The sequence below is a fragment of the Staphylococcus nepalensis genome (genome assembly GCF_014635045.1).
In the GTDB taxonomy this organism is placed as follows: domain Bacteria; phylum Bacillota; class Bacilli; order Staphylococcales; family Staphylococcaceae; genus Staphylococcus; species Staphylococcus nepalensis.
In genome coordinates this window covers 20,771-46,327 of record NZ_BMCF01000008.1, presented here as the reverse complement: position 1 = coordinate 46,327, position 25,557 = coordinate 20,771, and the positions used below count along the sequence as shown (strand labels likewise).

Annotated in this window: 27 protein-coding genes; 8 read left to right on the top strand and 19 right to left on the bottom strand. The window is 33.3% G+C overall.

All coding sequences use genetic code 11. The features are described 5' to 3' along the window. Window positions 1-42: 42 nt before the first annotated feature. From IEU88_RS11200 to IEU88_RS11190, 3 genes are read right to left on the bottom strand one after another with little or no spacing between them, the layout of a single operon-like run. Window positions 43-651: an aminotransferase class IV gene (locus IEU88_RS11200; RefSeq protein ID WP_103373316.1), complete on the bottom strand. Its 609-nt coding sequence runs from the start codon at window positions 649-651 to the stop codon at window positions 43-45. Then, a complete protein-coding gene (locus IEU88_RS11195; RefSeq protein ID WP_103373315.1) occupies window positions 651-1,790 on the bottom strand; it encodes a chorismate-binding protein in 1,140 nt (379 codons plus the stop codon). Before IEU88_RS11195 ends, IEU88_RS11200 begins: the two co-directional genes overlap by 1 nt. Further along, window positions 1,774-2,367 (bottom strand): anthranilate synthase component II, encoded by a 594-nt coding sequence (locus IEU88_RS11190; RefSeq protein WP_103373314.1) that lies wholly within the window; start codon window positions 2,365-2,367, stop codon window positions 1,774-1,776. Before IEU88_RS11190 ends, IEU88_RS11195 begins: the two co-directional genes overlap by 17 nt. Before the next feature lie 246 nt (window positions 2,368-2,613). Here IEU88_RS11190 and queC point away from each other — a divergent pair, with 246 nt between their 5' ends. The 5 genes from queC to IEU88_RS11165 all read left to right on the top strand — a co-directional run bounded on the left by queC (window position 2,614) and on the right by IEU88_RS11165 (window position 5,575). After that, a complete protein-coding gene (gene queC, locus IEU88_RS11185; RefSeq protein ID WP_096810723.1) occupies window positions 2,614-3,285 on the top strand; it encodes a 7-cyano-7-deazaguanine synthase QueC in 672 nt (223 codons plus the stop codon). 1 nt (window position 3,286) lies between these two features. Then, window positions 3,287-3,712, top strand: coding sequence for a 6-carboxytetrahydropterin synthase QueD (queD, locus tag IEU88_RS11180; RefSeq protein WP_096810724.1), 426 nt, complete (start codon window positions 3,287-3,289; stop codon window positions 3,710-3,712). Next, window positions 3,705-4,421 (top strand): 7-carboxy-7-deazaguanine synthase QueE, encoded by a 717-nt coding sequence (queE, locus tag IEU88_RS11175; RefSeq protein ID WP_103373313.1) that lies wholly within the window; start codon window positions 3,705-3,707, stop codon window positions 4,419-4,421. The genes queD and queE overlap by 8 nt, the downstream gene beginning before the upstream one ends. 244 nt (window positions 4,422-4,665) lie before the next feature. Next, entirely contained in the window at window positions 4,666-5,259 is a 594-nt protein-coding gene (locus tag IEU88_RS11170) for a hypothetical protein (RefSeq protein ID WP_096810726.1), read from the top strand. A 61-nt stretch (window positions 5,260-5,320) separates the two neighbouring features. Further along, complete coding sequence (locus IEU88_RS11165; RefSeq protein ID WP_096810727.1) at window positions 5,321-5,575, top strand: GlsB/YeaQ/YmgE family stress response membrane protein; 255 nt, start codon at window positions 5,321-5,323, stop codon at window positions 5,573-5,575. 58 nt (window positions 5,576-5,633) lie between these two features. Here IEU88_RS11165 and IEU88_RS11160 read toward each other — a convergent pair whose 3' ends face one another. The 11 genes from IEU88_RS11160 to norA all read right to left on the bottom strand — a co-directional run bounded on the left by IEU88_RS11160 (window position 5,634) and on the right by norA (window position 19,303). Then, a complete protein-coding gene (locus IEU88_RS11160) occupies window positions 5,634-6,725 on the bottom strand; it encodes a glycosyltransferase family 2 protein (RefSeq protein ID WP_103373651.1) in 1,092 nt (363 codons plus the stop codon). Window positions 6,726-7,243: 518 nt separating this feature from the next. After that, a complete protein-coding gene (locus tag IEU88_RS11155) occupies window positions 7,244-8,083 on the bottom strand; it encodes an aldo/keto reductase (protein WP_103373652.1) in 840 nt (279 codons plus the stop codon). Window positions 8,084-8,445: 362 nt separating this feature from the next. Then, window positions 8,446-9,798, bottom strand: coding sequence for a hemolysin family protein (locus IEU88_RS11150; RefSeq protein WP_103373439.1), 1,353 nt, complete (start codon window positions 9,796-9,798; stop codon window positions 8,446-8,448). 308 nt (window positions 9,799-10,106) lie between these two features. Next, complete coding sequence (gene nagA / locus IEU88_RS11145) at window positions 10,107-11,264, bottom strand: N-acetylglucosamine-6-phosphate deacetylase (RefSeq protein WP_103373440.1); 1,158 nt, start codon at window positions 11,262-11,264, stop codon at window positions 10,107-10,109. A 185-nt stretch (window positions 11,265-11,449) separates the two neighbouring features. Next, a complete protein-coding gene (locus IEU88_RS11140; protein WP_103373441.1) occupies window positions 11,450-13,396 on the bottom strand; it encodes a PTS fructose transporter subunit IIABC in 1,947 nt (648 codons plus the stop codon). 1 nt (window position 13,397) lies between these two features. Continuing rightward, window positions 13,398-14,321 (bottom strand): 1-phosphofructokinase, encoded by a 924-nt coding sequence (pfkB, locus tag IEU88_RS11135; protein WP_103373442.1) that lies wholly within the window; start codon window positions 14,319-14,321, stop codon window positions 13,398-13,400. Further along, a complete protein-coding gene (locus IEU88_RS11130) occupies window positions 14,318-15,076 on the bottom strand; it encodes a DeoR/GlpR family DNA-binding transcription regulator (RefSeq protein WP_096810734.1) in 759 nt (252 codons plus the stop codon). Before IEU88_RS11130 ends, pfkB begins: the two co-directional genes overlap by 4 nt. 306 nt (window positions 15,077-15,382) lie before the next feature. Beyond that, window positions 15,383-15,862: a Cys-tRNA(Pro) deacylase gene (ybaK, locus tag IEU88_RS11125; RefSeq protein WP_103373443.1), complete on the bottom strand. Its 480-nt coding sequence runs from the start codon at window positions 15,860-15,862 to the stop codon at window positions 15,383-15,385. Window positions 15,863-15,940: 78 nt separating this feature from the next. Next, window positions 15,941-16,813 (bottom strand): UTP--glucose-1-phosphate uridylyltransferase GalU, encoded by an 873-nt coding sequence (gene galU, locus IEU88_RS11120; RefSeq protein WP_096810735.1) that lies wholly within the window; start codon window positions 16,811-16,813, stop codon window positions 15,941-15,943. 170 nt (window positions 16,814-16,983) lie between these two features. Further along, entirely contained in the window at window positions 16,984-17,655 is a 672-nt protein-coding gene (locus IEU88_RS11115; protein ID WP_308669857.1) for a hypothetical protein, read from the bottom strand. A gap of 487 nt (window positions 17,656-18,142) precedes the next feature. Then, a complete protein-coding gene (norA, locus tag IEU88_RS11110; RefSeq protein ID WP_096810737.1) occupies window positions 18,143-19,303 on the bottom strand; it encodes a multidrug efflux MFS transporter NorA in 1,161 nt (386 codons plus the stop codon). A 206-nt stretch (window positions 19,304-19,509) separates the two neighbouring features. On the opposite strand from norA, the gene IEU88_RS11105 reads away from it, so the two are divergent. The 3 genes from IEU88_RS11105 to IEU88_RS13720 all read left to right on the top strand — a co-directional run bounded on the left by IEU88_RS11105 (window position 19,510) and on the right by IEU88_RS13720 (window position 21,303). Further along, entirely contained in the window at window positions 19,510-19,929 is a 420-nt protein-coding gene (locus tag IEU88_RS11105; RefSeq protein WP_096810738.1) for a PPC domain-containing DNA-binding protein, read from the top strand. 484 nt (window positions 19,930-20,413) lie between these two features. Continuing rightward, window positions 20,414-21,031, top strand: a complete 618-nt coding sequence (locus IEU88_RS11100) for a DUF1361 domain-containing protein (RefSeq protein ID WP_103373206.1) — start codon at window positions 20,414-20,416, stop codon at window positions 21,029-21,031. After that, window positions 21,028-21,303: a hypothetical protein gene (locus tag IEU88_RS13720; protein WP_096810740.1), complete on the top strand. Its 276-nt coding sequence runs from the start codon at window positions 21,028-21,030 to the stop codon at window positions 21,301-21,303. The genes IEU88_RS11100 and IEU88_RS13720 overlap by 4 nt, the downstream gene beginning before the upstream one ends. A 138-nt stretch (window positions 21,304-21,441) precedes the next feature. On the opposite strand, the gene mdh is transcribed toward IEU88_RS13720, so the two are convergent. The 5 genes from mdh to IEU88_RS11075 form a co-directional block, all read right to left on the bottom strand. Further along, window positions 21,442-22,380, bottom strand: coding sequence for a malate dehydrogenase (gene mdh, locus IEU88_RS11095; protein ID WP_103373207.1), 939 nt, complete (start codon window positions 22,378-22,380; stop codon window positions 21,442-21,444). A gap of 108 nt (window positions 22,381-22,488) precedes the next feature. Beyond that, entirely contained in the window at window positions 22,489-23,106 is a 618-nt protein-coding gene (locus tag IEU88_RS11090) for a DedA family protein (RefSeq protein WP_096810742.1), read from the bottom strand. Window positions 23,107-23,147: 41 nt separating this feature from the next. Further along, window positions 23,148-23,447: a hypothetical protein gene (locus IEU88_RS11085; protein ID WP_096810743.1), complete on the bottom strand. Its 300-nt coding sequence runs from the start codon at window positions 23,445-23,447 to the stop codon at window positions 23,148-23,150. Between the two features lie 25 nt (window positions 23,448-23,472). After that, complete coding sequence (locus IEU88_RS11080; protein WP_096810744.1) at window positions 23,473-24,381, bottom strand: aldo/keto reductase; 909 nt, start codon at window positions 24,379-24,381, stop codon at window positions 23,473-23,475. Window positions 24,382-24,419: 38 nt separating this feature from the next. After that, window positions 24,420-25,346 carry a CobW family GTP-binding protein gene (locus IEU88_RS11075; protein ID WP_103373208.1) on the bottom strand — a complete coding sequence of 309 codons (927 nt, stop codon included), beginning with the start codon at window positions 25,344-25,346 and terminating at the stop codon, window positions 24,420-24,422. Window positions 25,347-25,557: the final 211 nt, after the last annotated feature.

Here is a 25,557-nt window from a genome sequence, read left to right as displayed (position 1 = left end):
CATTAGAATGGAAAAATATATATTTCTTATACTTTCTATATTCTATAGATTTATTTCAACATCGGCAACCTCTCTCAAACTATTTATTAGAAAAACCTTTATTTGATGGTGGCTTAATTTTTCTCTAAATTCTTGTATATCATAATTTTTTTCAATTAATCTACCTTCATCTATAAGTGCTTGCCTTTTGCAACCTTTTAAAAAATCGTTATCAAAAACAGGCGTATACAATTCATTTCCCTCTTTAATCATAATATTACCTATATCAAATTCTAATATTTTACCTTCTTTATCATATAATAATATGAGATCTGTCTCATGATTGTGCATTAAATGTGCCCTGTTTGTTGTTTTATTTGTGAGTATACAGTTATCTTGAATAGGCTGTAACTGAACAAGTTTAGCTGTAAAGCTATCTTTTGGTGGTAAACTTGCTAACTCGTAATCAAATACGCCATTTGGATTAAGTAATATTTTTACTCTATAGGTGTCATTCGAGCACAACGCTTTAATTTCTCTAATGATTGCATGCCATCTTTCATCTTGAAATGTAATGTGAAAGTGTTCTGCAGACCGCTTCATTCTGTCATGATGGTAAGATAACCTTAAAAAATCTCCTGCTTCTAATTTCAACGTTTCAAATAATTGCATTATAATCTCTCCAATATTTTAGTCTTATCTTTAAATTCTTGTACTTCTGCTTCAGGATTGGAATCTATTGTAATACCTGCTCCCACACCATATACTGCTTCTCCGTTTATATATTGTATTGTACGAATTGGTACATTAAATATAGATTTCCCACTAGGTAACAACAAACCAATTGTGCCACAGTAGCCATTTCTAGATGTTTGTTCTAATTGTTTAATATAGGTCATTGTGTTGAGTTTCGGCGCACCAGTAATAGAACCGCATGGGAATATTGCTTTTAATATACTTTCTAAAGACAAATGGCGTCCCAACTGTCCAGTTACCATGGAGGTCATTTGATAGACTGTCTGGTATGTTTCAATATGAAATGGTTTGTAGACTTTCACCGTTCCAGTATTAGCAATTCTACTAATATCATTGCGTAATAAATCAACAATCATTACATTTTCAGCTCTGTCTTTCGTGGAACATATTAACTGATTTAAATTATCTCGATCTTCTAATTCTGTTTTACCCCTAGCAATTGTACCTTTCATAGGTTTGCTTAAAATGGTGTTAGATTGTTTTTTAAAAGGTCCGTATTGAAAGAAAAGCTCTGGAGACAATGATGCAATTTGCACTTCATCTGTGTCGATTAATGCAGAATAATAACCATGGTTGTCTCTTTGCAATACATGGTACAATTCAGAGATTGGCCCTCGTATATCGTCTTTTAGCCTTGTCGTATAATTGACTTGATATGTATTGCCTTCAGTTATAGCATGTTGTACCCATTTGATGTGTTTAATCATTTGTTCATGTGCATATTGGAAGGTAAAATGATGTTTCTTTTGATATCCATTACACACTTTTTTCCCTTCATTTTTTGCTTGTTTAAATACATAAGCGGCTGCATATATAAATGAAGATTCTGATTCGATAGTTGCCATTTGACTGTTGAAGTAAGTAGCTGCTTCATAAGGCAAATATAAAGCGACATAATCGCCATTATTTTGATGTGTCTCAGCAAAACGTACAACTTCTCCTACCTCTTCAATGTGGTATGCAATTTTTTTACGCAAATATTTTGTGAGTTGCAATTGATATGTTTCATTTTGTTCTTCATCTATGTAATAACGATAATTAAACTTTATTTGCATGATATGCCTCCACAATTTCAATAAATAATTTAATTTGTTCTATACCGTACTCACTTAAAATTGATTCAGGATGATATTGCACACCGTAAACAGCATCATCTTGATGTGCACATGCCATAATAACACCTTCATCATTGATAGCTGTAGCGCGTAGTATTGAAGGAAATGTATGTATGTTAGCCATTAAGGAATGATAACGCATGACCGAAAACGTCGTAGGTAAGCCTTTAAAAATGTCTGTACCTTTATGCGTAATGAAAGTTGTATGACCGTGAATTGGTTTTTTGTTTTTTATAATGTCACCGCCGAAATGTGTAACTATGAGTTGAAATCCTAAACAAACACCTAAAATCGGGACATGTTTGGCAAATCGGTCTATCACTTTGTTCAGTATAGGATAATCTATTGGCTTGCCTGGCCCTGGCGATATGACAATCGCTTCTGGTTTCATACCGAAAATCTCATCTATAACAACTTCATCAACATCAATAACAAACACTTCTCTTGCATAGCATTGTTTAAGATAATCTACAATATTATATGTGAATGAATCTTTATTATCGATTACAAGTAGCATTAAATCACCTCAATAGTATTTATATAAACATTTATTATGTTCATTATCCCAAATCCTAACTTGATTTTACAGCTTAAATGTATTATTCTAGTCACGGTATAAATGAAACAGAGGTTTCTAGCTGACACCCTCTATAAAAAACTAGACACCGGAACGACGTCTATCTTTTTTATAGAGATAGACGTTTTTTTATGGCGTCATAACATTTATATGAAAGCTAGTATATTTTAAGGAGTGTAAATTAGAATGACGCAACGCACATTAAACAATAATAAAGCCATCGTCGTATTTAGCGGCGGTCAAGATAGTACGACATGTTTATTTTGGGCTAAAGCACATTTTGAAGAAGTCGCTTTGGTCACTTTCGAATATGGTCAACGACATGATACAGAAATCCAAGTTGCTAAACAAATTGCTAAGGAACAACAAGTTGAACACCATGTACTCGATATGTCACTATTATCTCAACTCACTCCGAACGCATTAACACAACATGATATGGATATCGAAGAAGGAGAAGATGGCGTACCAAATACTTTTGTACCAGCACGTAACCTATTATTTTTATCTTTTGCTGGGGCTTTGGCATACCAAACTAATGCAAAACATATTATTACTGGCGTTTGTGAAACTGACTTTTCTGGCTACCCTGATTGTCGTGATAGTTTTATTAAATCAATGAACGTCACACTTTCGCTCTCTATGGATAAAGATTTTGTCATCCATACACCACTTATGTGGCTTGATAAGAAACAAACATGGGCATTGAGTGATGAGCTGGGTGTACTCGACTATATTAGATATCAAACTTTAACTTGTTATAACGGTATTGTCGGCGAAGGCTGTGGCGAGTGTCCTGCGTGTAAACTACGTGCTCGAGGATTAAACGCTTATTTAGAAGAAAAAGGAGCGAAATAATATGTTCCAACAACATTACCCTAGCATTAACCATAACTACCAGTTTGAACTTAATAAAGATTTTAATTTTTCAGCCGCGCACTATATTCCGAGTGATGACGCTGGAAAATGTATGCGTACTCACGGCCATACTTACTTTGTAAATTTAACTATTGGTGGGGACGTCTTAGATCATAATGGTTTCTTAGTGAATTTTAGTGAATTGAAAAAGTTAGTGCATGATCAATTTGATCACCATTTATTAAATGAATTACCACAATTTAAAGATAAAAGCCCTTCCACAGAAATAGTTGCGCAAACCATTTACGAAATGGTGCAAACCTCTTTAAACGAAAGAGCCAATCAACCACAATGCTTACAAGTTTATGTAAGAGAAACACCAACGAGTTATGTCATATTTAGACCAAAGGAGTTAAATCATGAGTAAAATTCCTGTTCTTGAAATTTTTGGCCCAACCATTCAGGGCGAAGGTCGCGTCATTGGTCGTAAGACGATGTTTGTACGTACAGCTGGGTGCGATTACCGATGTAGCTGGTGTGATTCTAGTTTTACATGGGATGGCAGTGCAAAAGAAGATATACGTATGATGAATGCTGAAGAAATTTATGCGGCATTATATGACCTTGCTGGTGAATCGTTTAATCACGTGACCATTTCTGGTGGCAACCCTGCTTTAATCAGAGGAATTCAGGGCTTAGTGGATTTGTTTGAAGAAAAAGGTATACAAAGCGCCTTAGAAACACAAGGTAGTAAATTCCAACCATGGATGACACAAATTGATGATTTAACGATTAGCCCTAAACCACCTAGTTCAATGATGAAGCCAAACTTACCTATCTTAGATGACGTTATTGCAAAATGTGTCCCAGAAACACTAAACCTAAAAGTTGTTATTTTTGATGATGATGATTATGAGTTTGCTAAAATGATTCATCACCGGTATCCCGATACCCCTTTTTATCTACAAGTTGGTAACCCCTACTTAGATGGCGATTATGTCGAAGCACATACAGAAAAATTACTATCATTATACGAAACGCTTGTAGATCGAGTAATGGTAAGTAATGATATGAATAATGTATATGTATTGCCTCAATTACACACTTTACTCTGGAGTAACAAAAAAGGTGTTTAAATTGTGTCGAATAACCGGTTCATTGTATAATGCCTTTTGTCTATACAATGAACCGTTTTTTCATTTGAATCAATAGACTTAGGAACAATAGTCACTGTATATGTATAATGATTTAAATTAATAACCTTTTACAGGTTGACTCGTTTTTATTTCATAAATTATAAAATATCAACTGTTATTAAATGATTAAATTAAACTTACTTGATATAATGTTGCAGTGAAGTATCTAGGTTAGGAGAGCAACATGCTAATAAATATAATCATAAATATAGCTACGGTATTAATCATTCTAGGTATTGATTTATATCGTCAGAATTTCAAACAACTTAAGTTCAGCTCTATACTTTTAGCAATAACTATAAATGCTATGATCAATTTAGTTATTGTGGGCAAATATGATTACATAACATTTTATACTTGTGTTCAATTGATTATTTGGACAATGCTACAATTGTATTTAAATAAAAAGATCAAAGTATATGTGATTACTGATCAAAAATTGATTGGTTTCATTTTATCAATTATCATGAGTACATCTTTAATCCTTTCATACGATACAAGTAACGATTCTTACTATATGTCTATTCCATATTTAGCACCGGCCATTTTTATTATAGGCGCAACTTTGTTGTTCTATAGTACTTTCCAAACACATGAAAAAGAACAAATTAAAGTATTAAATCGTATTCGCCGGCCTATCACGATTGGACAAATATGTATTATATTATCTTTTACTATCATGACTTTATTAACACCGTATTGGTATGCCTTTATTATTGTACATTTGTTATTTATACTTTTTTTATTATGGCAGAATATATTTTTTTCACAAAAATGATTAACAAATTATATTTTGTGGTATGTAATAATAGTTAAATAAATTATAGAGGAGGTATATCATGTTTGGATTTATCCTTATGTTAATCGTCGGTGGTTTAATCGGTTGGATTGCTGGTGGCATCTTAGGTAAAGATATCCCCGGTGGCATTATCGGTAATATCATTGCTGGTGTTGTAGGCTCTGCACTGGGTTCTTGGATTTTAGGCGATTGGGGTTGGCACTTAGGTGGCATTGCGATATTCCCTGCGCTTATCGGAACGATTATCCTTGTAGCGCTCTTATCATTTATATTAGGTAAATTGCGCAAAAAATAATATATCATATTTAAATAACCCCAGATTAAGCGAAACCAAGCTTAATCTGAGGTTATTTTTATCTGTGTTTTACAAGTGGTTTATCTTTATCAGAAGTTGCTTTACGCGACGGTGTATATAAAGATGCTGCGCTGTTCACATTATTTTGGTTATCTTTAATTGTATAATCTGACATTTGCAATTTAGATTCAGATTGCTTTGTTTTATTTTTAGGATCCAAATTAGAAACTTGCACAATATATTTTGGACGTTGTTTGACTTCATAATAAATTCTACCAATATACTCTCCAACAATACCTATTGAAATGAGTTGGATACCGCCGAGTAATAAAATCGCTGCAATCGTTGAAAAGTAACCTGGTGTTTTAACACCATTAATCATAATGCTTCCAAAACTAAAGACAATATAGAGTAAGCTCACAAAGAAAACAACAAGCCCTAAATAAATCATGGCACGTAATGGTTTATTGTTAAATGAAATGAGACCATCAATACCATAATTCAATAATTTACCAAATGACCATTTCGATTTTCCGTCTTCTCTTTCAACATTTTCATAAGTGAATACCTTAGTGTTATAACCAATCCATTCGAACAATCCTTTTGAAAAACGATTGTATTCATTTAACTCTGTCAATGAATGAATTGCACGTTGGCTGAGCAACCTAAAATCACCAATGCCGTCTTCTAATTTTATGTCTTCAACAAGATGATTAATCACTTTGTAATACACTTTAGTTAGCCATTTTCTTGAACGTTTTTCACCTGTTCTATCACGTTTAGCCACAACTTGATCGTAACCATCTAAATAACTGTCAACCATTTGGGGGATCAACTCAGGGGGGTGTTGTAAATCAGCGTCAATCATCACTACAGCATCACAATTGACACTGTGTTGAAAACCAGCAATCATTGCGGATTCCTTACCAAAATTTCTACTGAATGAAATATATTTCACATGATTGTCATGTGTCGCCATTTCTTGAATATAATTGATTGTTTTATCGTGACTACCGTCATCTATAAATAATAATTCGTAGTTATACTGACGGTTGAGACTGTCTTCCGTTAAGATTTCTGTTAATCTGTCATACGTTTTTAATATTACTTCACCTTCATTATAACATGGCACTATTATTCTTATATCCATATTAAACACCTTCATTTCAATGACTTCAATTTCACTTTATCAATATTCACAGTTATTTTGCCATTCTTATTATTTAGATTTACGCAATCTTTATATTACCTTAATATTCATTAATGAAACTTAATTGTTTAACAAATATTGCAAATTGTTGTTAACTAAACTGCTTTTATAATTAGGAATTGTCACTGTTTGAATTACAAATTTTCTTAATACAGTAATAAATCATTAAACTTAAATATTGTTCTATATATTTTTTGTAAAAAGTTGTAACTTTGTCCATTAAGTTTATCAACTATTGCAAACGATTGAAAATAAAACCCTTTATAACTTTAATCTAAAAAACAGGAAAGAAATCAAAAGTTACTAAATTGATTTTCTCCCCTGTCCTTTAACAAGAATATAATAAGTTTTCAACATATTTAATATGAATAGATATAGCTATACTTAATTACTGTAATGAGACGCTTATAACCTGTAATAAGTGGCCTATCCGCCCAAAGTGATACTGCATGAAGGTATTATTTTAAGTCACCAATACGTACCTTATCTGGGTCTTTACCTTGACGGTCATTTCGATTTAAATTATCTATCTCAGCAATATCCCTTAATTCTAAAGTGAAATCAAAAATATCATAATTTTCCTTAATACGTTCTGGTGTTTTTGATTTAGGAATTATCAAGCGATTATGTGCTAAATGCCAACGTAAAACAACTTGTGCAGGTGTCTTACCGTATCGATTTGCGATGTCAGTTATCACTGGATGATCCAACAATCCTTGATTTCTCATTAATGGCATCCAAGCTGTTACAGCAATATCGTTATCGTCACAATAAGCTTGCAACTCGTGTTGGCTAAAGTAAGGGTGTACCTCGATTTGGTTTACAGCTGGTGTGATTTCAGTTTCAGCCATTAATGTCTCTAAATGATGTTGTTTAAAATTACAAACACCAATTGCACGAATACGTCCTTCTTTATATAGTTTTTCCATTGCTTTATAGGTTTCTATAAACAAATTATCTGCTTCACATGGCCAATGTATTAAGAATAAATCTAAATAATCCGTGCCTAAATTTTCTATTGATTTAGTGAAAAACTCTATTGTTTTATCATATCCTTGGTAATCATTCCAGATTTTAGATGTAATGAATAAATCAGAACGAGGTATATCTGCTTTTTTTAAAGCATTTCCTAATGCTATTTCATTTTTATAAAAGTAGGCTGTATCAAATGCACGATAACCTGATTCTAATGCAGCATTGACCGCTTTTTCCATTTCTTCTTCAGTGATTTTATAAACACCCAAACCAACTTTCGGCATTGGATAACCATTATTTAAATAATATGTATCGGCTAACATAGAAACAATCCCTCTCTTTATTAATTTAAGTATCATTATTATTTTAATATTTAAATTAATAAATGTATACTTTCTAAATTTTAGATATAAAAAAGCGGGATAGAAATCTATGATGCTTTAAAGATTTCATTATCCCGTTATAATTAGAATGATTATAGCGATAAAAGCTTGCTTTTATTTTAGTTATCTAGTGACAATACCATAGGTGGATTTGAATATTGATTTTATGCCAACTACTGTTAAGGTAACTAAACATCTATTTTTTAGCTCACACAAAAATGCGTCATCAACCTACCAAATCTCATTTATGCTCAATAAACTAAATTTTAGTAAGAAAATGGCTTGGGATCATATATCACGCCTTAGTTATCGTCATCTTCTTCGTCTTCTTCATCTTCCAATGTTGGACGTGTTTCATGATATTCAAATTCTAAAATCACGTTGATAATTTGATGATTATCTACTTCTGATATGACCCAGCGATCATATTGTGTATCTACGTAATCATTAGGCTGTAAATTCGTATTATGCGCTTGTAGCCAGCCACCGATAGTGTCGATATCTTCAGAATCTTCAAATTCAATACCAAATTGGTCATTCAAGTCATCTAATAAGACCCTACCATTAATTTGATACTTATTGTCGCTTAATCTTAAAACGTCGTTCACTTCGTCATCATCAAATTCGTCACGAATTTCACCAACAATTTCTTCTAGTATGTCTTCCATTGTTAGAATACCAGCTGTTCCCCCATATTCATCTATAATTAAACTAATATGGACGTGTTCACGCTGCATTCTTATAAGTGCATCGCTTATCCTTGTTGTTTCAGAAATCATTGGTAGATCATGAATATAATTACTTGCTTTCATCGGTTTCCCAGAAGCATACTCTGTTAAAAATTCTTTTACATTAATAAACCCTTTGACGTGGTCTTTATCCCCATCTTCAGTAATCGGGTAACGTGTAAATTGATGTTCTTTAATCGTTTCTAATAATTCATCAACGTTAAATGGTTCATTCAATGTAACCATTTGCGTACGAGGAACCATGATATCTTTAGCATGTCTTTCGTCAAACGAAAAAATATTTTGCATATATGCTAATTCTGTTTGGTTAATTTCGCCGCCGTTATAACTATTGTTTATAATAATTTTTATTTCTTCTTCTGACATAGCATCATTATTAGCATCTGGATCTACGCCAAACATGCGAATAATCATTCTTGCTGAACCGTTCATTAACCAAATTAATGGTTTCATGATAAGTCCAAAATAATATAGCGGTCTTGCATACACAAGCGCCAACTTTTCAGTATATTGAATTGCAAGTGTTTTCGGTGCTAATTCACCAAGAACCACATGTAAATAAGTCACAATAATAAATGCTACAATAAATGATATCGTCGTCGTTAATGCATCAGGTAAATGGATTACTTCAAATAGTGGATGCAATAACTTATTAAATGTTGGTTCTCCTAACCAACCTAAACCTAAAGATGTCACGGTAATCCCCAATTGACATGCGGATAAATAATAGTCTAGGTTTTTAATCATTTTTTTTACGATGCGTGCATTACCATTGCCCTCTGTAGCAAGTTGTTCAATCCTTGTGGTACGTACTTTCACTAAAGCAAATTCCGACCCTACAAAGACAGTAGTTAATGCTATTAAGAAAAAGAATATTACTAAATTCATTATGGTCACTGTTTCCAATTAGTTCCCTATTTCTAGGGATTCACCTCCAAATTTTGTGTCACAATAGGTGACTGCTTATCAAATCTTACATGATTGTTGATTATTGTTTTATAGGCTAAATCCTTCCCATTGTAACACCTCCCTAAAAACACGCATTACTTTTATTTTATCATAATATTTGTATTGAAAGTCATTTGTAATAATTAAAATTTTATATTCACCTAATTTACCATTTAAACGCAAATTCACTTTTAAGTCAACTTTCTGATTTATATTTCAGACGTACTAAATAGGCTTCATTCTTTTTAATCGTTTGGTTATTATAACTAATTAAATTTATGAATCTCACCTTGTTTAATTGTTGTTAGCACTTCAATATCATCGTTAACTATGACAATATCTGCATCTTTGCCAACCTTCAGACTGCCTTTTTCGTTGTCTATTTTTAAAGCTACTGCTTGGTTTAAACTGGTAACAGGCCATAGGTTATCCAACGTATCTCCTGTAAATTGCATAAGATTGTAGAGACCGTTGTTCATTTTCAAAATACTCCCTGCTAATGCCCCTGAGGCTAAACGAGCTTCTGAACCTTTTACAATGACATTTTGACCGCCTAAATCATACTCGCCATCAGGCATACCTTTCGCTCGCATAGCGTCTGTAATCAAGTAAAATTGTTTATTACCTTTTTGCTTATAAGCAATTTTTACAGCTGCTGGGTGGGAGTGGATGCCATCCACGATAACTTCAGTGCTTAATTTATCATTAAGCCAAGCTGCGCCAAATAATCCCGGTTCCCTATGTTCAAATGGCGTTCCTGCATTATATAAGTGCGTTACATGTTTTGCTCCATTTTCAGCCGCTTCATTACTCTCATCAAATGTTGCTACCGTGTGTCCGATTGAAAAGATAATGTCATCATGAAAAGCTGCTAGCGTCTCTTGTGCGCCAGCAACTTCAGGTGCAAATGTCATCACCTTAATTTGATGATTCGCTACATTTTGAAAATAATTTATTTTTTCTACTGAAGGTCTTTGTACATAGCCTGGATTTTGTGCACCCACTTTATGTTCAGAAATAAATGGCCCTTCCAGATGTACACCCACAATATCTGCCGCATTTAACGCATCGTGTTGTGCTTGATATGCAACAATATTTTCAAGTGCACGCGTAATATTATCATCTGATTGCGTCATAGTCGTTGCTAAGAAACTGGTAGTTCCTTCAGACAATAATGATTCAGATAAATGTTTCAAGCCCTCCAACGAAGCATCCATCGCATCTTCTCCATAACCCCCATGCATATGAATGTCAATAAAGCCAGGTAAGATGTGATGTCCTTGTGCATCGATAGTTTGTAACTCACCTTCATAATCCCCTATACCTACACCAGCGATTTTACCGGATTTAATAATAATATATCCACGTTCGATGATTTCTTCTTCCGTATATATTCGCCCATTTTCAATTACATATTCAGTCATTTGTTCTACCTTCTTTTCAATGATTTTACGCTCAAATATGATTGTATAACTTTTATTTTATTTTACCAAATTCATCACTTTTATTATATTCAAAAGTTTTTAATTCATAAAATGACGGCGCAAAAAGCCAGAAGATCACTCAATAATGAGTCTCTTCTGGCTTTATAACATACATCAATCTATTTTTAATCATTCATAGCTTCTGATGCTTGAATTTCTTCTTCAGTTAACTTTGGTTTTAATAAACCATAAATAATTGCACTTATAATCGCGCCTATCACAATAGCGATGAGTGATTGTAGCACATGGCTAAAGTCTGTTCCGATGATGACAAAAATACCACCATGTGGTGCTTGAATCGCTGAACCTAACCCTAAAGCAATCGCTCCGCCAATACCTGAGCCAACCATCATTGATGGAATCACTCTGATAGGGTCTGCTGCTGCAAATGGGATAGCACCTTCAGTAATAAATGATAGCCCCATAACGTAGTTTGGTACAACAGAACCTCTCTGTTCTCTTGTGAATTTCTTACGGAAGATAACCATTGCAGTAGCGATGGCAATTGGCGGAACCATTCCACCTATCATTGCAGCAGTTATTGGCGCTGCGTTGCCTTCAGTCAATGCAGCTGTTGCAAATACATATGCTGCTTTGTTGAATGGACCACCCATATCAATTGCCATCATGGCACCAATGACTAAGCCTAATAACATAATGTTCGTTCCTGATAAACTTTGTAAACCATTTAGTAATAAATTATTTAACCATGATGCCGGCGGATTTAATACATAAATCATGAGTAAACCAGTGATTGAAACTGAGAATACCGGGAAAATCAATGTCGGTTTCAAACCTTCTAATGATTGAGGTAACCCACTGGCTACTTTCTTAATACCTTGTGTTAAGTAACCTGCTAAGAAACCTGCAAGGATACCACCAATAAACCCTGAATCGCCCGAAACAGCAATCATACCACCAACAAGACCAGCTGCGAAGCCTGGTTTGTCTGCAATACTACGTGCAATATATCCAGCTAATATTGGTATAATTAACGCAAAGGCACTCTTATTCCCTATATTCCACAATTGTTCCGCAAAGGCATTATATTCTGAACTTTTTGGATCAAATGCATTTGCACCAAACAAGAACACAATAGCCATTAAAATACCACCAGCAATAACAAGTGGTAACATATTAGAAACACCATTCATTAAGTGTTTATATATTGTTTTACCGATACCTTGTTTTTCATTACTTTCTGACTGTTTACTACTTGACTCACTGCTCGCAACAAATGGTTTACGAGAAGTATCTTGCGCCATGTTAATTAGCTCTTCTGGTCGCTTAATGCCATCAGCAACTGGTACTTCTACTACATTTTTACCATTAAATCGAGCTGTTTCGACGTGTACGTCTGCCGCTACAATCACGCCGTTAGCGCGTTCGATATCTTCATTCGTAAGATGGTTCTTTATTCCTCCAGAACCGTTCGTTTCTACTTTAATTTTAACACCCATTTTATCAGCTTGTTTTTTCAAAGCATCGCGTGCCATGTATGTGTGGGCAATCCCTGTTGGACAAGCTGTAACTGCTAATATATATGGTTCATTTGTATCAGCTGCACTTTCAGCGTCTGTATTATTTACTTTTTCTGCTTCCTCTTCTTCTGTTGCTTCATCATCAGCTTTATCAATAATTTGTAATACCGATTCAGGAGACGTTGCATGAAGTAAATCTTCACGTACTTTATCATCCATTAAAATACCTGATAATTTGGCTAATGCGTCTAAATGTGTTTGTGCGCCACCTTCTGGTGCTGCAATCATAAAGAATAGATGTGCTGGTTGCATGTCTAAACTTTGATAATCTACTCCTTCTTTAGATTTACCAAAGGCAATAGCAGGCGTATCTACTGCAGCAACTTTAGCGTGAGGGATGGCAATGCCCTCTCCGATACCAGTCGTACTTTGAGATTCGCGGTTATATATCGCTTCTTTAAAAGTTGAAACATCATTTAATTTATCCGCTTTATCTAGTTGATTAACTAATTCGTCTATTACGCCATTTTTGTCTGTTGAAGAAAGATCCATAGCTATCGTATCTTTTGTTAATAACTCAGTAATTCTCATCTTATTCACTCCCATTTAGTGTCGTAATTGTCACTTGATTTTTAATAGCTTCAATTGCCTTATTTGTTGCTAAATCATCATTAAATGCAGTTGCTGTTCCCGCAGACACTGCTTGTTTAAACGATGCTTCAATAGAAAGACCTGCTTCAAGGCCAGCAACCATACCTGCTACTGTACTATCACCAGAGCCAACCGTGTTCACAACTTTGCCATTTGGGACTGTCGCTTTTAAGTTATGCGTATGGTCTACGTACACAGCGCCTTCACCACCAAGTGAAACAATGACTGATGCAGCGCCCATTTTTAAAATTTCTCGTGCGTAAAGGATGACATCTTCATCTGATTTTATCGTTGTGTCAAACATGACTTCTAATTCATCTTTATTTGGTTTAATAAATAATGGATTATATTTTAATACAGGTTCTACTAAATCTTTTTCAGCATCTACAACTAATTGCGCACCTGTTTGTTTGGTGATTTTTGCAATTTGTTCATATGCATCTGTTGGTACGCTCTTTGGTATACTACCTGCTACTATCACTGTGTCTTCCTTAGCAGTATTTCGAAGTTGTGTAAGTAATGCTGTAAATTGTGTTTCTGAAATACTTGGTCCCGGTGCATTTATTTCAGTTTCGCTACCAGTTTTTAGTTTCACATTAATGCGTGTATCTTCATCAACTTGAATAAAATCAGTATAGATTCCCGCTTTTTTCATTGTTTCTATAATGAATTGACCTGGAAAACCACCTGCGAAGCCAAGCGCTGTCGATGACACATTTAATGTTTGTAACACCCTTGAAACGTTGATGCCCTTGCCTCCTGCAAATTTATATGTTTCTGTCGCTCTATTTAATCCATCTAACTCAAAATCATTAGTAAACATAATGTAATCAATAGAAGGATTAAAAGTTACTGTGTAGATCATCGTGTGCCTCCAATAAATTTATAGTTGTCCGCAAATTTTTCAAAAATCCCACTCTCTCTTACTTTTTTAGAAGTAACGATTGTAATTTCATCTTCGATTGGGACATGCGCAAAATATACCTTGTCGTATTTATCATGATCAGCTAATAAGTAGGCTTCTGCGCCTAACTGTATCGCATATTTTTTAATAATTGCTTCTTGTTCGTCTGGTGTTGTTAAACCATACTTCGTATCTATGCCATTCATTCCAATAAAGACTTTATCAAATCGGTATCGTTTCAATGTTTCTAGAGCACTTGCGCCTACTGTCGCAAACGTCGTCGCTTTAATTTCTCCACCTAAAATAAATGTTCTAATACCATACTTAATTAACTCTTCAACATGAGTTAAGCCGCTTGTAACAACCACAATATTTTGCGCCTTTATATAAGGAATCATCTCTAGTGTCGTCGAGCCAGCATCTAAAAAGATGCACTCGTTATCTTCTATTTCCAGAGCAGCTAATCGTCCTATTTCTTGTTTTTCTTTTAAATTTGTAGCACGCTTATCAGCTAAATTGGGTTCTAAAAGAGATGATTGATTAAGTGTTGCGCCTCCATGTACTCTTTTTAATTTCCCGATTTTTTGTAATTTCGATAAATCTCGACGAATCGTTGAAGCACTACAACCTGTACGCTCTATTAATTCTTGCAACGTTAAAAAATCCTTTTTTGACAATTCAGTCAATATGAGTTCATGACGTTTTTCCGTAATCATCTCTTCACCTCATTCCATCATCATTATAATGGTTACGCTTTCTTATTTCAATCATTTTTTATCAAAAACAGTCAAAAACAGTCAAAAAAGGGTGCATATTTCATCATTTATATCTTTTTACATAAACCGTCCCTTTTTTTATTAAATGAAATGTAAATCATATACAAAATTGGTAATAAAACGCATTAAGCTTTAGCGATTAACATATGAGGCAAAATATGAGGTTAAGTATTTTATTTGTGCGCATAAAAAATCACGAAATGGCAAGTTTACCGTTTCGTGATGATACATTTTATACTACTTTTTTTAATTATGAATAACTTCTGTTACTTTCGCATGAGTGGTATCAATTAAATCATCTACTGCCATTTCAATTTGCACACCGCGTTCCCCACCGCTAACATAAATTGAATTTAAGAACGTTGCTTGTTGGTCAATCACTGTTAGGAATTGTCTTTTCATGCCTATTGGTGAACAACCGCCTCTAATATATCCTGTCACTTTCTTCAAGTCATCTAGCGGCATTAAATGTAATTTCTTTTCGTTTACAGCATAAGCTGCTGCTTTCATATCTAACGTAGCATTTACAGGAATAACAAAAACAAAGTGATCATGGTTACTATTTTCTAAAACAAGCGTCTTATATACAAACTTATCTTCGATGCCTACTTTATTTGCTACCTCAGTACCGTCCATATGTTGATCTGTAACTTCATAAGTATTCACATTATAATTGGTTTTTTGACGATCTAATATGCGCATTGCGTTGGTCTTCTTTTGCTTCATTTCTACACCTCGTAACACTTCAAGATGTGCGATGTTTAACAAATAAATTATTATCTCCACCGCTTAAATGTTTATAACTTAATCATCCAAATTCAGTTGTTTAATAAAACGTGTTAATGCTTCGTTCATTTCTTTATCTTTTAAAGCAAATTCTATTGTTGTTTTAACAAAACCTAGCTTCTCTCCCACATCATAACGATTACCTTCAAAATCATACGCGTATACTTGGCTATCTTTATTTAGTCTTTCAATTGCATCAGTGAGTTGAATTTCACCACCGGCGCCCTTGTCTTGGTTCGCCAAATAATCAAAAATATCAGGTGTTAATACGTAACGTCCCATAATCGCTAAATTAGAAGGTGCAGTGCCTTGTTTGGGCTTTTCAACAAATTGATTTACTTCGTATCTTCGACCTGTTTTTTCTAACGGATCAATAATACCATATCGATGCGTTTCATTTTCATCTACCTCTTGAACTCCGATGACAGACTTACCAGTTTCTTCATAGGTATTCATTAATTGTTTAATAGCCGGATTTTCAGACTCTACAATATCGTCACCTAATAGTACCGCAAAAGGATCGTTTCCAATAAATTGGCGAGCTGAATAAATAGCATGCCCTAGTCCTTTTTGCTCTTTTTGTCTAACATAAAAAATATTAGCTAACTCTGTAGAATAATTCACTTTTTCTAATAAATCTGTTTTTCCTTTTTCTTGTAATATCATTTCCAATTCTTTTTGATTATCAAAATGATCTTCAATTGCACGTTTATGTTTTCCAGTTACGATAATAATATCTTCAATGCCAGCACGAGCGGCTTCTTCAACTATGTATTGAATCGTTGGCTTATCTAAGATTGGTAACATTTCTTTTGGCATAGCTTTAGTTGCTGGAAGAAATCTTGTACCTAACCCAGCTGCAGGTATAATTGCTTTTTTTATTTTTTTCAAAACATTCATCCTTTTCAATTCAAATTAGTTATTGTTATATATTTTTTTAGAATATAAAATCTCTTTAATGTTAATATAATCATACCATTGATACATTTAACTTTATACATTTTTCCAAAAATAAAAACATTCAACTTCAATAAAGTCAGGAAGCTGAATGTTTTTTTTTATCACTTATTCAAAGCAGGTTGACGTATGACATCGCCTACTTTATTTACAGTAACTTTATACTCTTTGTTAGCAGTCGAATTATAAAATGTATAAGACATACCTTGTTTAGACGCTTGGACTTGTTTCAAAGTAGCATAGTTACCTAGTGCATCTTTTGCATATTTTTGTGCTATGACTTCTGATTCATGTGGTGAAATACGTGGTTTATTTAAATCCGGGTTATCTTGAACGCGATAGCTGTTATCAAATATTCTTGCATGGTTATTTTGGTCTACAGTAACTCTATAATATGTATTTGGTTTTTTCTGATTTTTAAATGTAAATACATAGTAAAATGCTCCTTGACATGTACGATCTATCCCGTAATCATTATATTTATTTTCAGAATGGTTATCATCATTCACAATAGTTTGAGCTTTACTTAAAGCTGCTGTAAACTGAGGCAAATTAGTTTCCCCAGAGGTTTTATCTTTCAAATGATGTGTCGCTGATGATGCAATTGGTACATGATTTTTTGCATTATATGGCTTTTCTTTTTTCTTTTCTCCCTTTGCATCTGAGTGAGCGTTGTTATCTTTCGTTTTGGATTGAATCGCTTTATTTGTTTCAGAGTAACTCGAGATTGTCTCATGTACTTTAGCAAGTGCTTGCTGGTTAGTAACTAATACCAATAAAAATATGAAACAACACGAAAGCAGAAAAGCCAATATCGCCAATAGTAAATTTTTCAAGTTTATCCCCTTAATTCATTCTCTCTTTATTAATAACAATTTCATATTAGCACATATATTTAACAAAAAACTTATATAGACCGCAATTTAAAACAATTGTAACTTCTGTAACATAAATATTATATGTGCAATTAATCTTAAACATACGTGTCATATTTAGTGCTGTTTTCTAACAAGGGAATTTGTATTAATTAAAGAGACAAACACGTCAATCATATTTGTCTATCACATATAAGAAGAAGCGGATAGCCATCTTTTTTTAAAGACTGCTGCCCGCTCCCTCTTTACGTTATCAATACCACACAATTTCAAATAAATTGTAATTATCATTTTAAAAGATATTTCCAACTCTTATTTAAATACTTTTAGACTGACCCATACATTTTATTCGTTATCAAAAACTTTCACAATGTTAAGTTATATCCAGTTAAGACTTTTTTGTCCTCTTTTGAATTATTTTTTCAACAAATATTACTATCATACCTATAAACATTACTAATATTGCCATATATAATGGAAATTCAAAGTTCACATCATATAAACTACCCGCGACTAAAGGACCGATGAAATTTCCCATACTTGTAAATGTAGAGTTTAGCCCACCAGCAAATCCTTGTCGGTTGCCAGCTATATTAGAAAAATAATTTGTAATAGCTGGTCGAATCATATCAAAACCTATAAATACAACAAAGCTAATGACCATAATTGACCAGTAACTATGCATCAATGTCAATGCGAGTAATATTATAGCAGAATAAAGCAAAGCATACGTAATAAATGTAAGCTCTTCAAAATATTTCATAAACTTATCAAAGAAAAACACTTGGAAGAGTGCCCCAAAGATACCTCCACCTGTAATTGCAAGTGAAATATCTATAGGTGAATAATGTGCCTTGTCCGCTGTATATAATGGGAATAACGTTTCAAACGCTGACAAACCAAACGCTAATACGAGCGTCAAAATGACCGGAGTAAGAAACACTTTCCAATTTATTTTAGAAAGTAATTCCGGTTGATATTGAGTAAAGCCATCTTGTGTCTCATGTTTAGGATTTTTAATTAATGTAACTGATAATATGAGTGCAATCACACCACTTGTACCTGCTACATAGAATGGTAATCTATGTGAAAATTCAGCTAGTAAACCACCTAGACCAGGACCTAAAATGAAACCAGAATTAATAATGGCTGACATATAACCAAAATTCTTTGCTTTGTCTTTTCCTAAAGAAATATCTGCAATCATACCAGTAACCCCTGGCATAACCATACCAGCACTGAAACCACCTAAAATTCTGGAAACGATTAATAGTGGAAATGTGTAACTCGCTGCAAATAAAAATTCTGAAATAGCAAAAAGTGCGAGACCGATACAAATAATTAATTTTTTCCCTAATTTATCTGCAAGCGTACCACCAAAAGGCGAAATAATCATTTGCGCTAGTGCGAAAACCGCAACAAGAATACCTAAGTCACTACCTTTTAAACCTAAATCCTTTAAATATACTGGTAGTACTGGTACAACCAAACCTATACCTAAAAAGACTAAAAATATATTAAAATATAAAATATAAAATTGTTTGTTCACGCTTTTCACTCCATTCTTTCGTAGATTTTAAATTGTTTTTGTTTTACATTATCTTATTCGAGGAATGCATAATATTAGAACATTCTATAACATTTTCTAATAGAAACACAATAGAAAAATTCAACTTCATAAACAATATTATACATCTTATAAATAATTATTTGTATAATGTAATTAAAGTTAATCATTTGAATGGAGGTTTCAAAATGGTATATCAAGTTGATGGCAAAACAATTGTATTAGTGTTAGAACAAGGGGAAGATATTGTCGACGCAGTGACGGATATTGCGCGTGAACAAAATGGTAAGTTTGGCACAGTGAGTGGCGTAGGTGCCTGTGATGATGTAGAATTAAATTTCTATAATTTAGAAACTAAGTCATATGAGAAAAAAGAAATTAAAGCGCCTTTAGAGTTAATTAGCTTGTTAGGTAATATTTCTCATATAGACGAAAAGCCATTCGCGCATTTACATGCAACATTTGGCACCGATAAATATGAAACTTTAAGTGGTCATTTAACAAAAGCAGTCGTTTCTGCCACGGCAGAAATTGTTATTACAATGACAAATCTCGATATCAATCGTAAACACGATGAACATATCGGTTTGAATTTACTAGATTTATAGCTGTTTGTGCATTAAGAGGTAAAAAAACTATTCTCGTTTATACAAACATCACTATATAAATATTTATGACAAATTAGCACTTCATAAGGCTTCAAAAATACATCTATTTAGTAGTTTTAGCAATATAGTCATCCTATGCAAAGGGAGTAATCATAAGAAACCAAACTAAATGCTTTGCTTTCTGATTCACTCCTTTTCATTATAACCGTTTTCATTACATATAGACTATGTTTATAATTGAAATTTATCAGGTGAACTTGTATTATAAATATCCATATTCAAAATTTTGTGTTCATATTCCCTTGAGCAATGCGCTTTTATGGGAATTTTTGTTTTCATATGGTTTGTAACATTGACTATAAAAGGCTTAAACGCTCATATGGTATAAGTGGTGAATATCTGAACAAACAACAAATTCTGGTTATAAAACTAGATTATTACCCTATTCCACTTATATAAATTTAAAAAGAAAGTAGGTGTAAGTATGGCCCCCCGTTACATTGCTAGGACAGTATTCCTAATATTAATGATTATTTCTATTTTCTTTAATCATTTTTATCAATTTATGACATTGAATCTTTTTCTAGCATATATACCGTTTGAACTGTGCTTACTTTTAAATTTATTTAAACCTAAATATAAATATGAATGGCCATTATTCATTGTCTTTATACTCATATTTTTATTCATGGTTCCTAATACGTTGTACATGGTGACAGATTTAATACATTTAAATCAATTTACTTTCAGTTTTTACCAAGGTTTAGTCATCGTTGAATGGATGTATTTTACATTTCTAATTTCAGGCGTGTTGCTTGCATTATATTTATTAATTTTAATGTTTATAGAAATAGAGCACTTTACTAGTGCTCATTGGTTTAACAGAATATTAATATTAATCATGATGATGCTCAATGGTTTTGGTATATACATCGGACGTTTTTTACGTTTACACTCTGTTTACCTTATCAACGAACCTCTTAGGATATTTAGAGAAGTAACAAATAACTTAAACCTCGATGCTTTACTTTTTATAACATTACTCGTATTACTACAAATATTGATTTATGCGTTTGCGAAAGGAGTACGAAGTGCAAAATGACCATCAATCTTTTAATATTAATTATTGTACTCATCGTATTTCAGTTAATCATTGGGCATTTACTTCATGACATAGGGTTTTCCTATACTAAAAGTATTTTGCTCATGTGTTTGCCATTGGGCGTAGGTTTATTTTATCTACAATTGTTTTACTACGAACGCCGTCACCCTAATTGGCATGTCTCTATTCAAGAAAAACTGAAGTTAAAATATATGTATATCTTCACTTTCTTTGAATATGTTGCTGTATATATATGTATTTTCAGAATGTAATTAGAGACAATTGAAAAAATAATATAAACTAAACCCCGCAGAAATGTTTATTCATCATTCTGTGGGGTTTTATATGAACGGAATATCAATCTTTTTAATGCTTCACTAACCCATTAACCATTGATCCGATTGCTAAACTTATACATTTTTAAGAGACTGTTTTACTTCTTGTACAGCATTTGCAGAAGTTTGTAACTGGTTTTGTTCTTCATCTGAAAGTGTCAGCTCTAGTACATGCTCTATACCATTTTTTCCTAATATTGCAGGGACACCCAAACAAATATCTGAAAAACCATATTCACCATTTAAAAGTGCAATGGTTGGTAGTAAACGCTGTTGGTCTTTTAAAATAGCTTCCAACATGCTATATACCGCTGAGGCAGGTGCATAATATGCTGAACCTGTGCCTAGTAATTCGACAATTTCAGCACCACCTTTTCGAGTGCGTTCGACAATCTCATTAATCACACTTTCATCTAAAAGGTCAGTCAATGGAACGCCATTAACATTTGTAGCTTTTACAAGTGGAACCATCGTGTCTCCATGCCCACCCAATACTAAACCTTTAATATCTTTAACGGACACACTTAAAGCTTGTGCAATAAATGTTTGATATCTTGCAGTATCTAGAACGCCAGACTGCCCTATTACACGATTTTTAGAAAACCCTGATGTTTTCAAAACTGTATACGTCATCGCATCAACTGGGTTTGTAAGAACCACAACTTTACAGTCAGGCGCATATTTAATAATTTCTGTTGTGACTTCTTCCATTACTTTTTCATTAATTTTGACTAAATCATCTCTACTCATCCCGGGTTTACGTGGTGCCCCCGCAGTAATAACAACGATGTCAGAATCTTTTATATCCGAATAAGCTACTGATCCAAATACATTTACATCAAAACCATAAATAGGACTACTTTCTAGTATATCTAAAGCTTTACCTTTGACTTGCCCTTCATTCTTAGGCTGATCAATCAATACTACATCTGCTAATTCACGTTCGGCAATAAGAAACGCTAACGTTGAGCCCGTATTGCCGGCGCCTATAATTGAAATTTTTCGCTTTGTCATAATGTCATCCCTTTCAGCATTCGATTTATACATCATTATAACATCTAGCATGTGGAATAATTACACAATAAGAGTCAAAAGGTGCATTCAATTTCTTTGAACTTATCATTACTTTTTCTTATATTTTCTTTGACGCTTTACCCATTTCCAAATAATAAAAATAATCAAAATAATAAGTACAATATAAATAATTTTAGAATAAATATCCATGTAATGCACGATTGCTTTCCAGTTACTGCCAACAGTTTGTCCTAAATAGATTAATACTACATTCCAAATCAACGTACCAATAGTAGTAAATAATAAAAATAATGGCATATTCATACGCGTTAAGCCTGCTGGTATTGAAATCAAACTTCTTAAAAGGGGGACGAAACGACAGAAAAATATAGTCCAATAACCGTATTGTTCAAACCACTGAATTGTTTTATCCAAGTCACTTTCTTTTACGCGTATTACTTTGCCATAACGGGCTACAATTTTATATAAATTGCGTTCACCTATCCAAGCACCGATACCATAGAGTGCAATAGCCCCAACAACGGATCCCACTGTAGATGTTAACGCGACACCAACAAAACCTAAGTTAGCTTGTGTGGTCATAAAACCACCAAAGGTTAATATAACTTCTGATGGTATAGGCGGAAAGATATTCTCCAAAAATATCAGAAATGCAATCCCCCAATAGCCATATTGCTCCATAAAATGTGTAATCCATTGCTCCATGTATTGCCTCCTGATTATTTAGTTCATGTACTTTTTTGGTACTACAGTAAATTGTTTGCTTTAGCGTATAAATACATTGTCATTCCGAATAATGCTAGAGATAGTAGCGTTAATATGACAGCTAAAACCATTACGCGTTTATAATGTTTAATAAATGCAACAAATAATATCCCTCCATTATATAGGAAAAACAAACCAAATAATGTCATCATTACATTAATATCGGGGTAGATAATGTTTAATAAAGCAATTATCAACGCGAATCCTAAAAATGGGAAATTAATAAAATTGCGTTGAAATTTAAACTGATTTCTATAATGTTGTTCGTTTTGATTGTTCATCATTTACGCTCCTTCTATTTTAAAACTAAGGAATATCATGACCTAAAGAAGCTGTATAAATATCAAACCATTCTTGATCAGTCAACGATAATTCCATACCTTGTAATGCTTCATCGACACGGTGAATTTTTTGCGTTCCAAACACAGGCATAATAGATGCTGGATGCTTATTTAACCAGGCCATAATAATTGCCGTTGTTGTAACTTGGTATTTTTGTGCTAACGGAGAAATCACCGCTGTGATTCTTGCCGTTTTTTCATCTTCTAAATCAAATAACTTTCCTCCAGCTAATGGACTCCATGACATCATTTTAACATCATCTTTATACATGTGATTAATTGTTCCATCTTCAATTGCGTCTAATGTATAAGGTGAAACTTCTAATTGATTTAAAGTAATATGCAATTTGTCACAAACTAAACATTTACTCAATAAATCATATTGTGATTTATTGAAATTAGATACACCAAATGATTTAATTTTCCCTTCTTTCACTAAAATTTTAACGGCTTCTGTTATTTCATGAGGATCCATTAATGGGGAAGGTCTATGAATAAGCACAGCATCTAATTGTTCTATTTGTAATTGCTTAAGCGAGCGCTCGACAGATTGTATGATATGCTTTTTGCTGTGGTCATATCGATGACCATCTGCTTGTTCTATTTTATTTGAAGGCAATATAATGCCACATTTAGATACGATCTCAAGATGATTTCGTAAATTGGGTGATAATTTGAGTGCTTCTCCAAAAATTCCTTCACAAGTATAATTGCCATATATATCTGCATGGTCCATCGTCGTTATACCACGTTCGACCAATTCATTAATATAGCGATTTAACTGTTGTGGCGTCCACTGCCAATCTTTCGCTCTCCAAAAACCTTGTATTACATTTGAAAATGATACATGCTGGTTAATCTTTACTCTATCCATAATAAATCAAACCCCTTTCTTTATTTCATTGATGTAAATTATGTGAATTGAAGCATATCCAATTGATTCCGTAACTTATTCTCGTCTAATTGCTCACCAATAATAACTAGCGTGAGTGGCAATGCTTCATCTACAATTTGATAATCAGGCAAACCAAATGCATATTGAAACTCATAAATATCATTAGGCATATCTCTAAACTTTACATATCCCTTTAATCTTAGAACATTATCTGGTAAGCGTAAAATAAATTGATAAAACAGCTGCCTATTAATCGGACCAGAAAAATGATAATTTACACTATTTATACCATGATGATGTGCATGAGTGCTAGCTTTAACACCACTATTGTCTGAAGTTATATGAATATTATCCATACTTAAATTCGCGTATGTGGTAAAGTACTTAGAAGCGGTAGGGTTAATTTCATTTACTGCCATATCCATTACCTGTTTATTATGGTCAATAAGATCCATTTTATTCATAACAATCGCATGACACACAGCTAATTGCTCTTCCATTAACTGTATTGTATGCTTTGTATATTGGCCACGATTTAAGAATCTAGGCCCGTCTACTAAGCCTATCACCGTTGGTAGACTGACTTGTTCAACAATTTCTGGGTCTTGGCATGCTGCAATAATATCAATCGGATGTGCCAAACCTGTAGCTTCAATTATTATATGGCGCGTTGCACTTTTGCTAAGAAAATGTTTTAATTGTTTTATTAAATCTAGTTGCAAATCACAGCATACGCAACCATTTAATATGGACACAACCTCAATATCATTGCTTATTGCATGGCTATCAATATCTAAATTACCGTATTCATTTACGATAACTGCTGGGTTTTCATTGTTTTTTTGTAAATATTTTATATATTTGCTTAAGAACGTGGTTTTGCCACTTCCTAAAAACCCTGTGATGACTGTAATTGATGTTTTTTGATTTTTAATATTTTTCATATACTCACTCATTTCGTAATTAAAAATGTTTGCGTAAAACCTTAATTATTCTTATAATTAATCTTTCACTTGATAAAATATTGATTTTCTTCTAAACTTTATACATACTTTATTTTAGCATGGCACAGTGCGAAAGTATGTTTGAGGAAGTGTTACACAACATTAGACGGATTCAAATCCGAAACAGAAGGAAGAAAACGGATAGAATGTC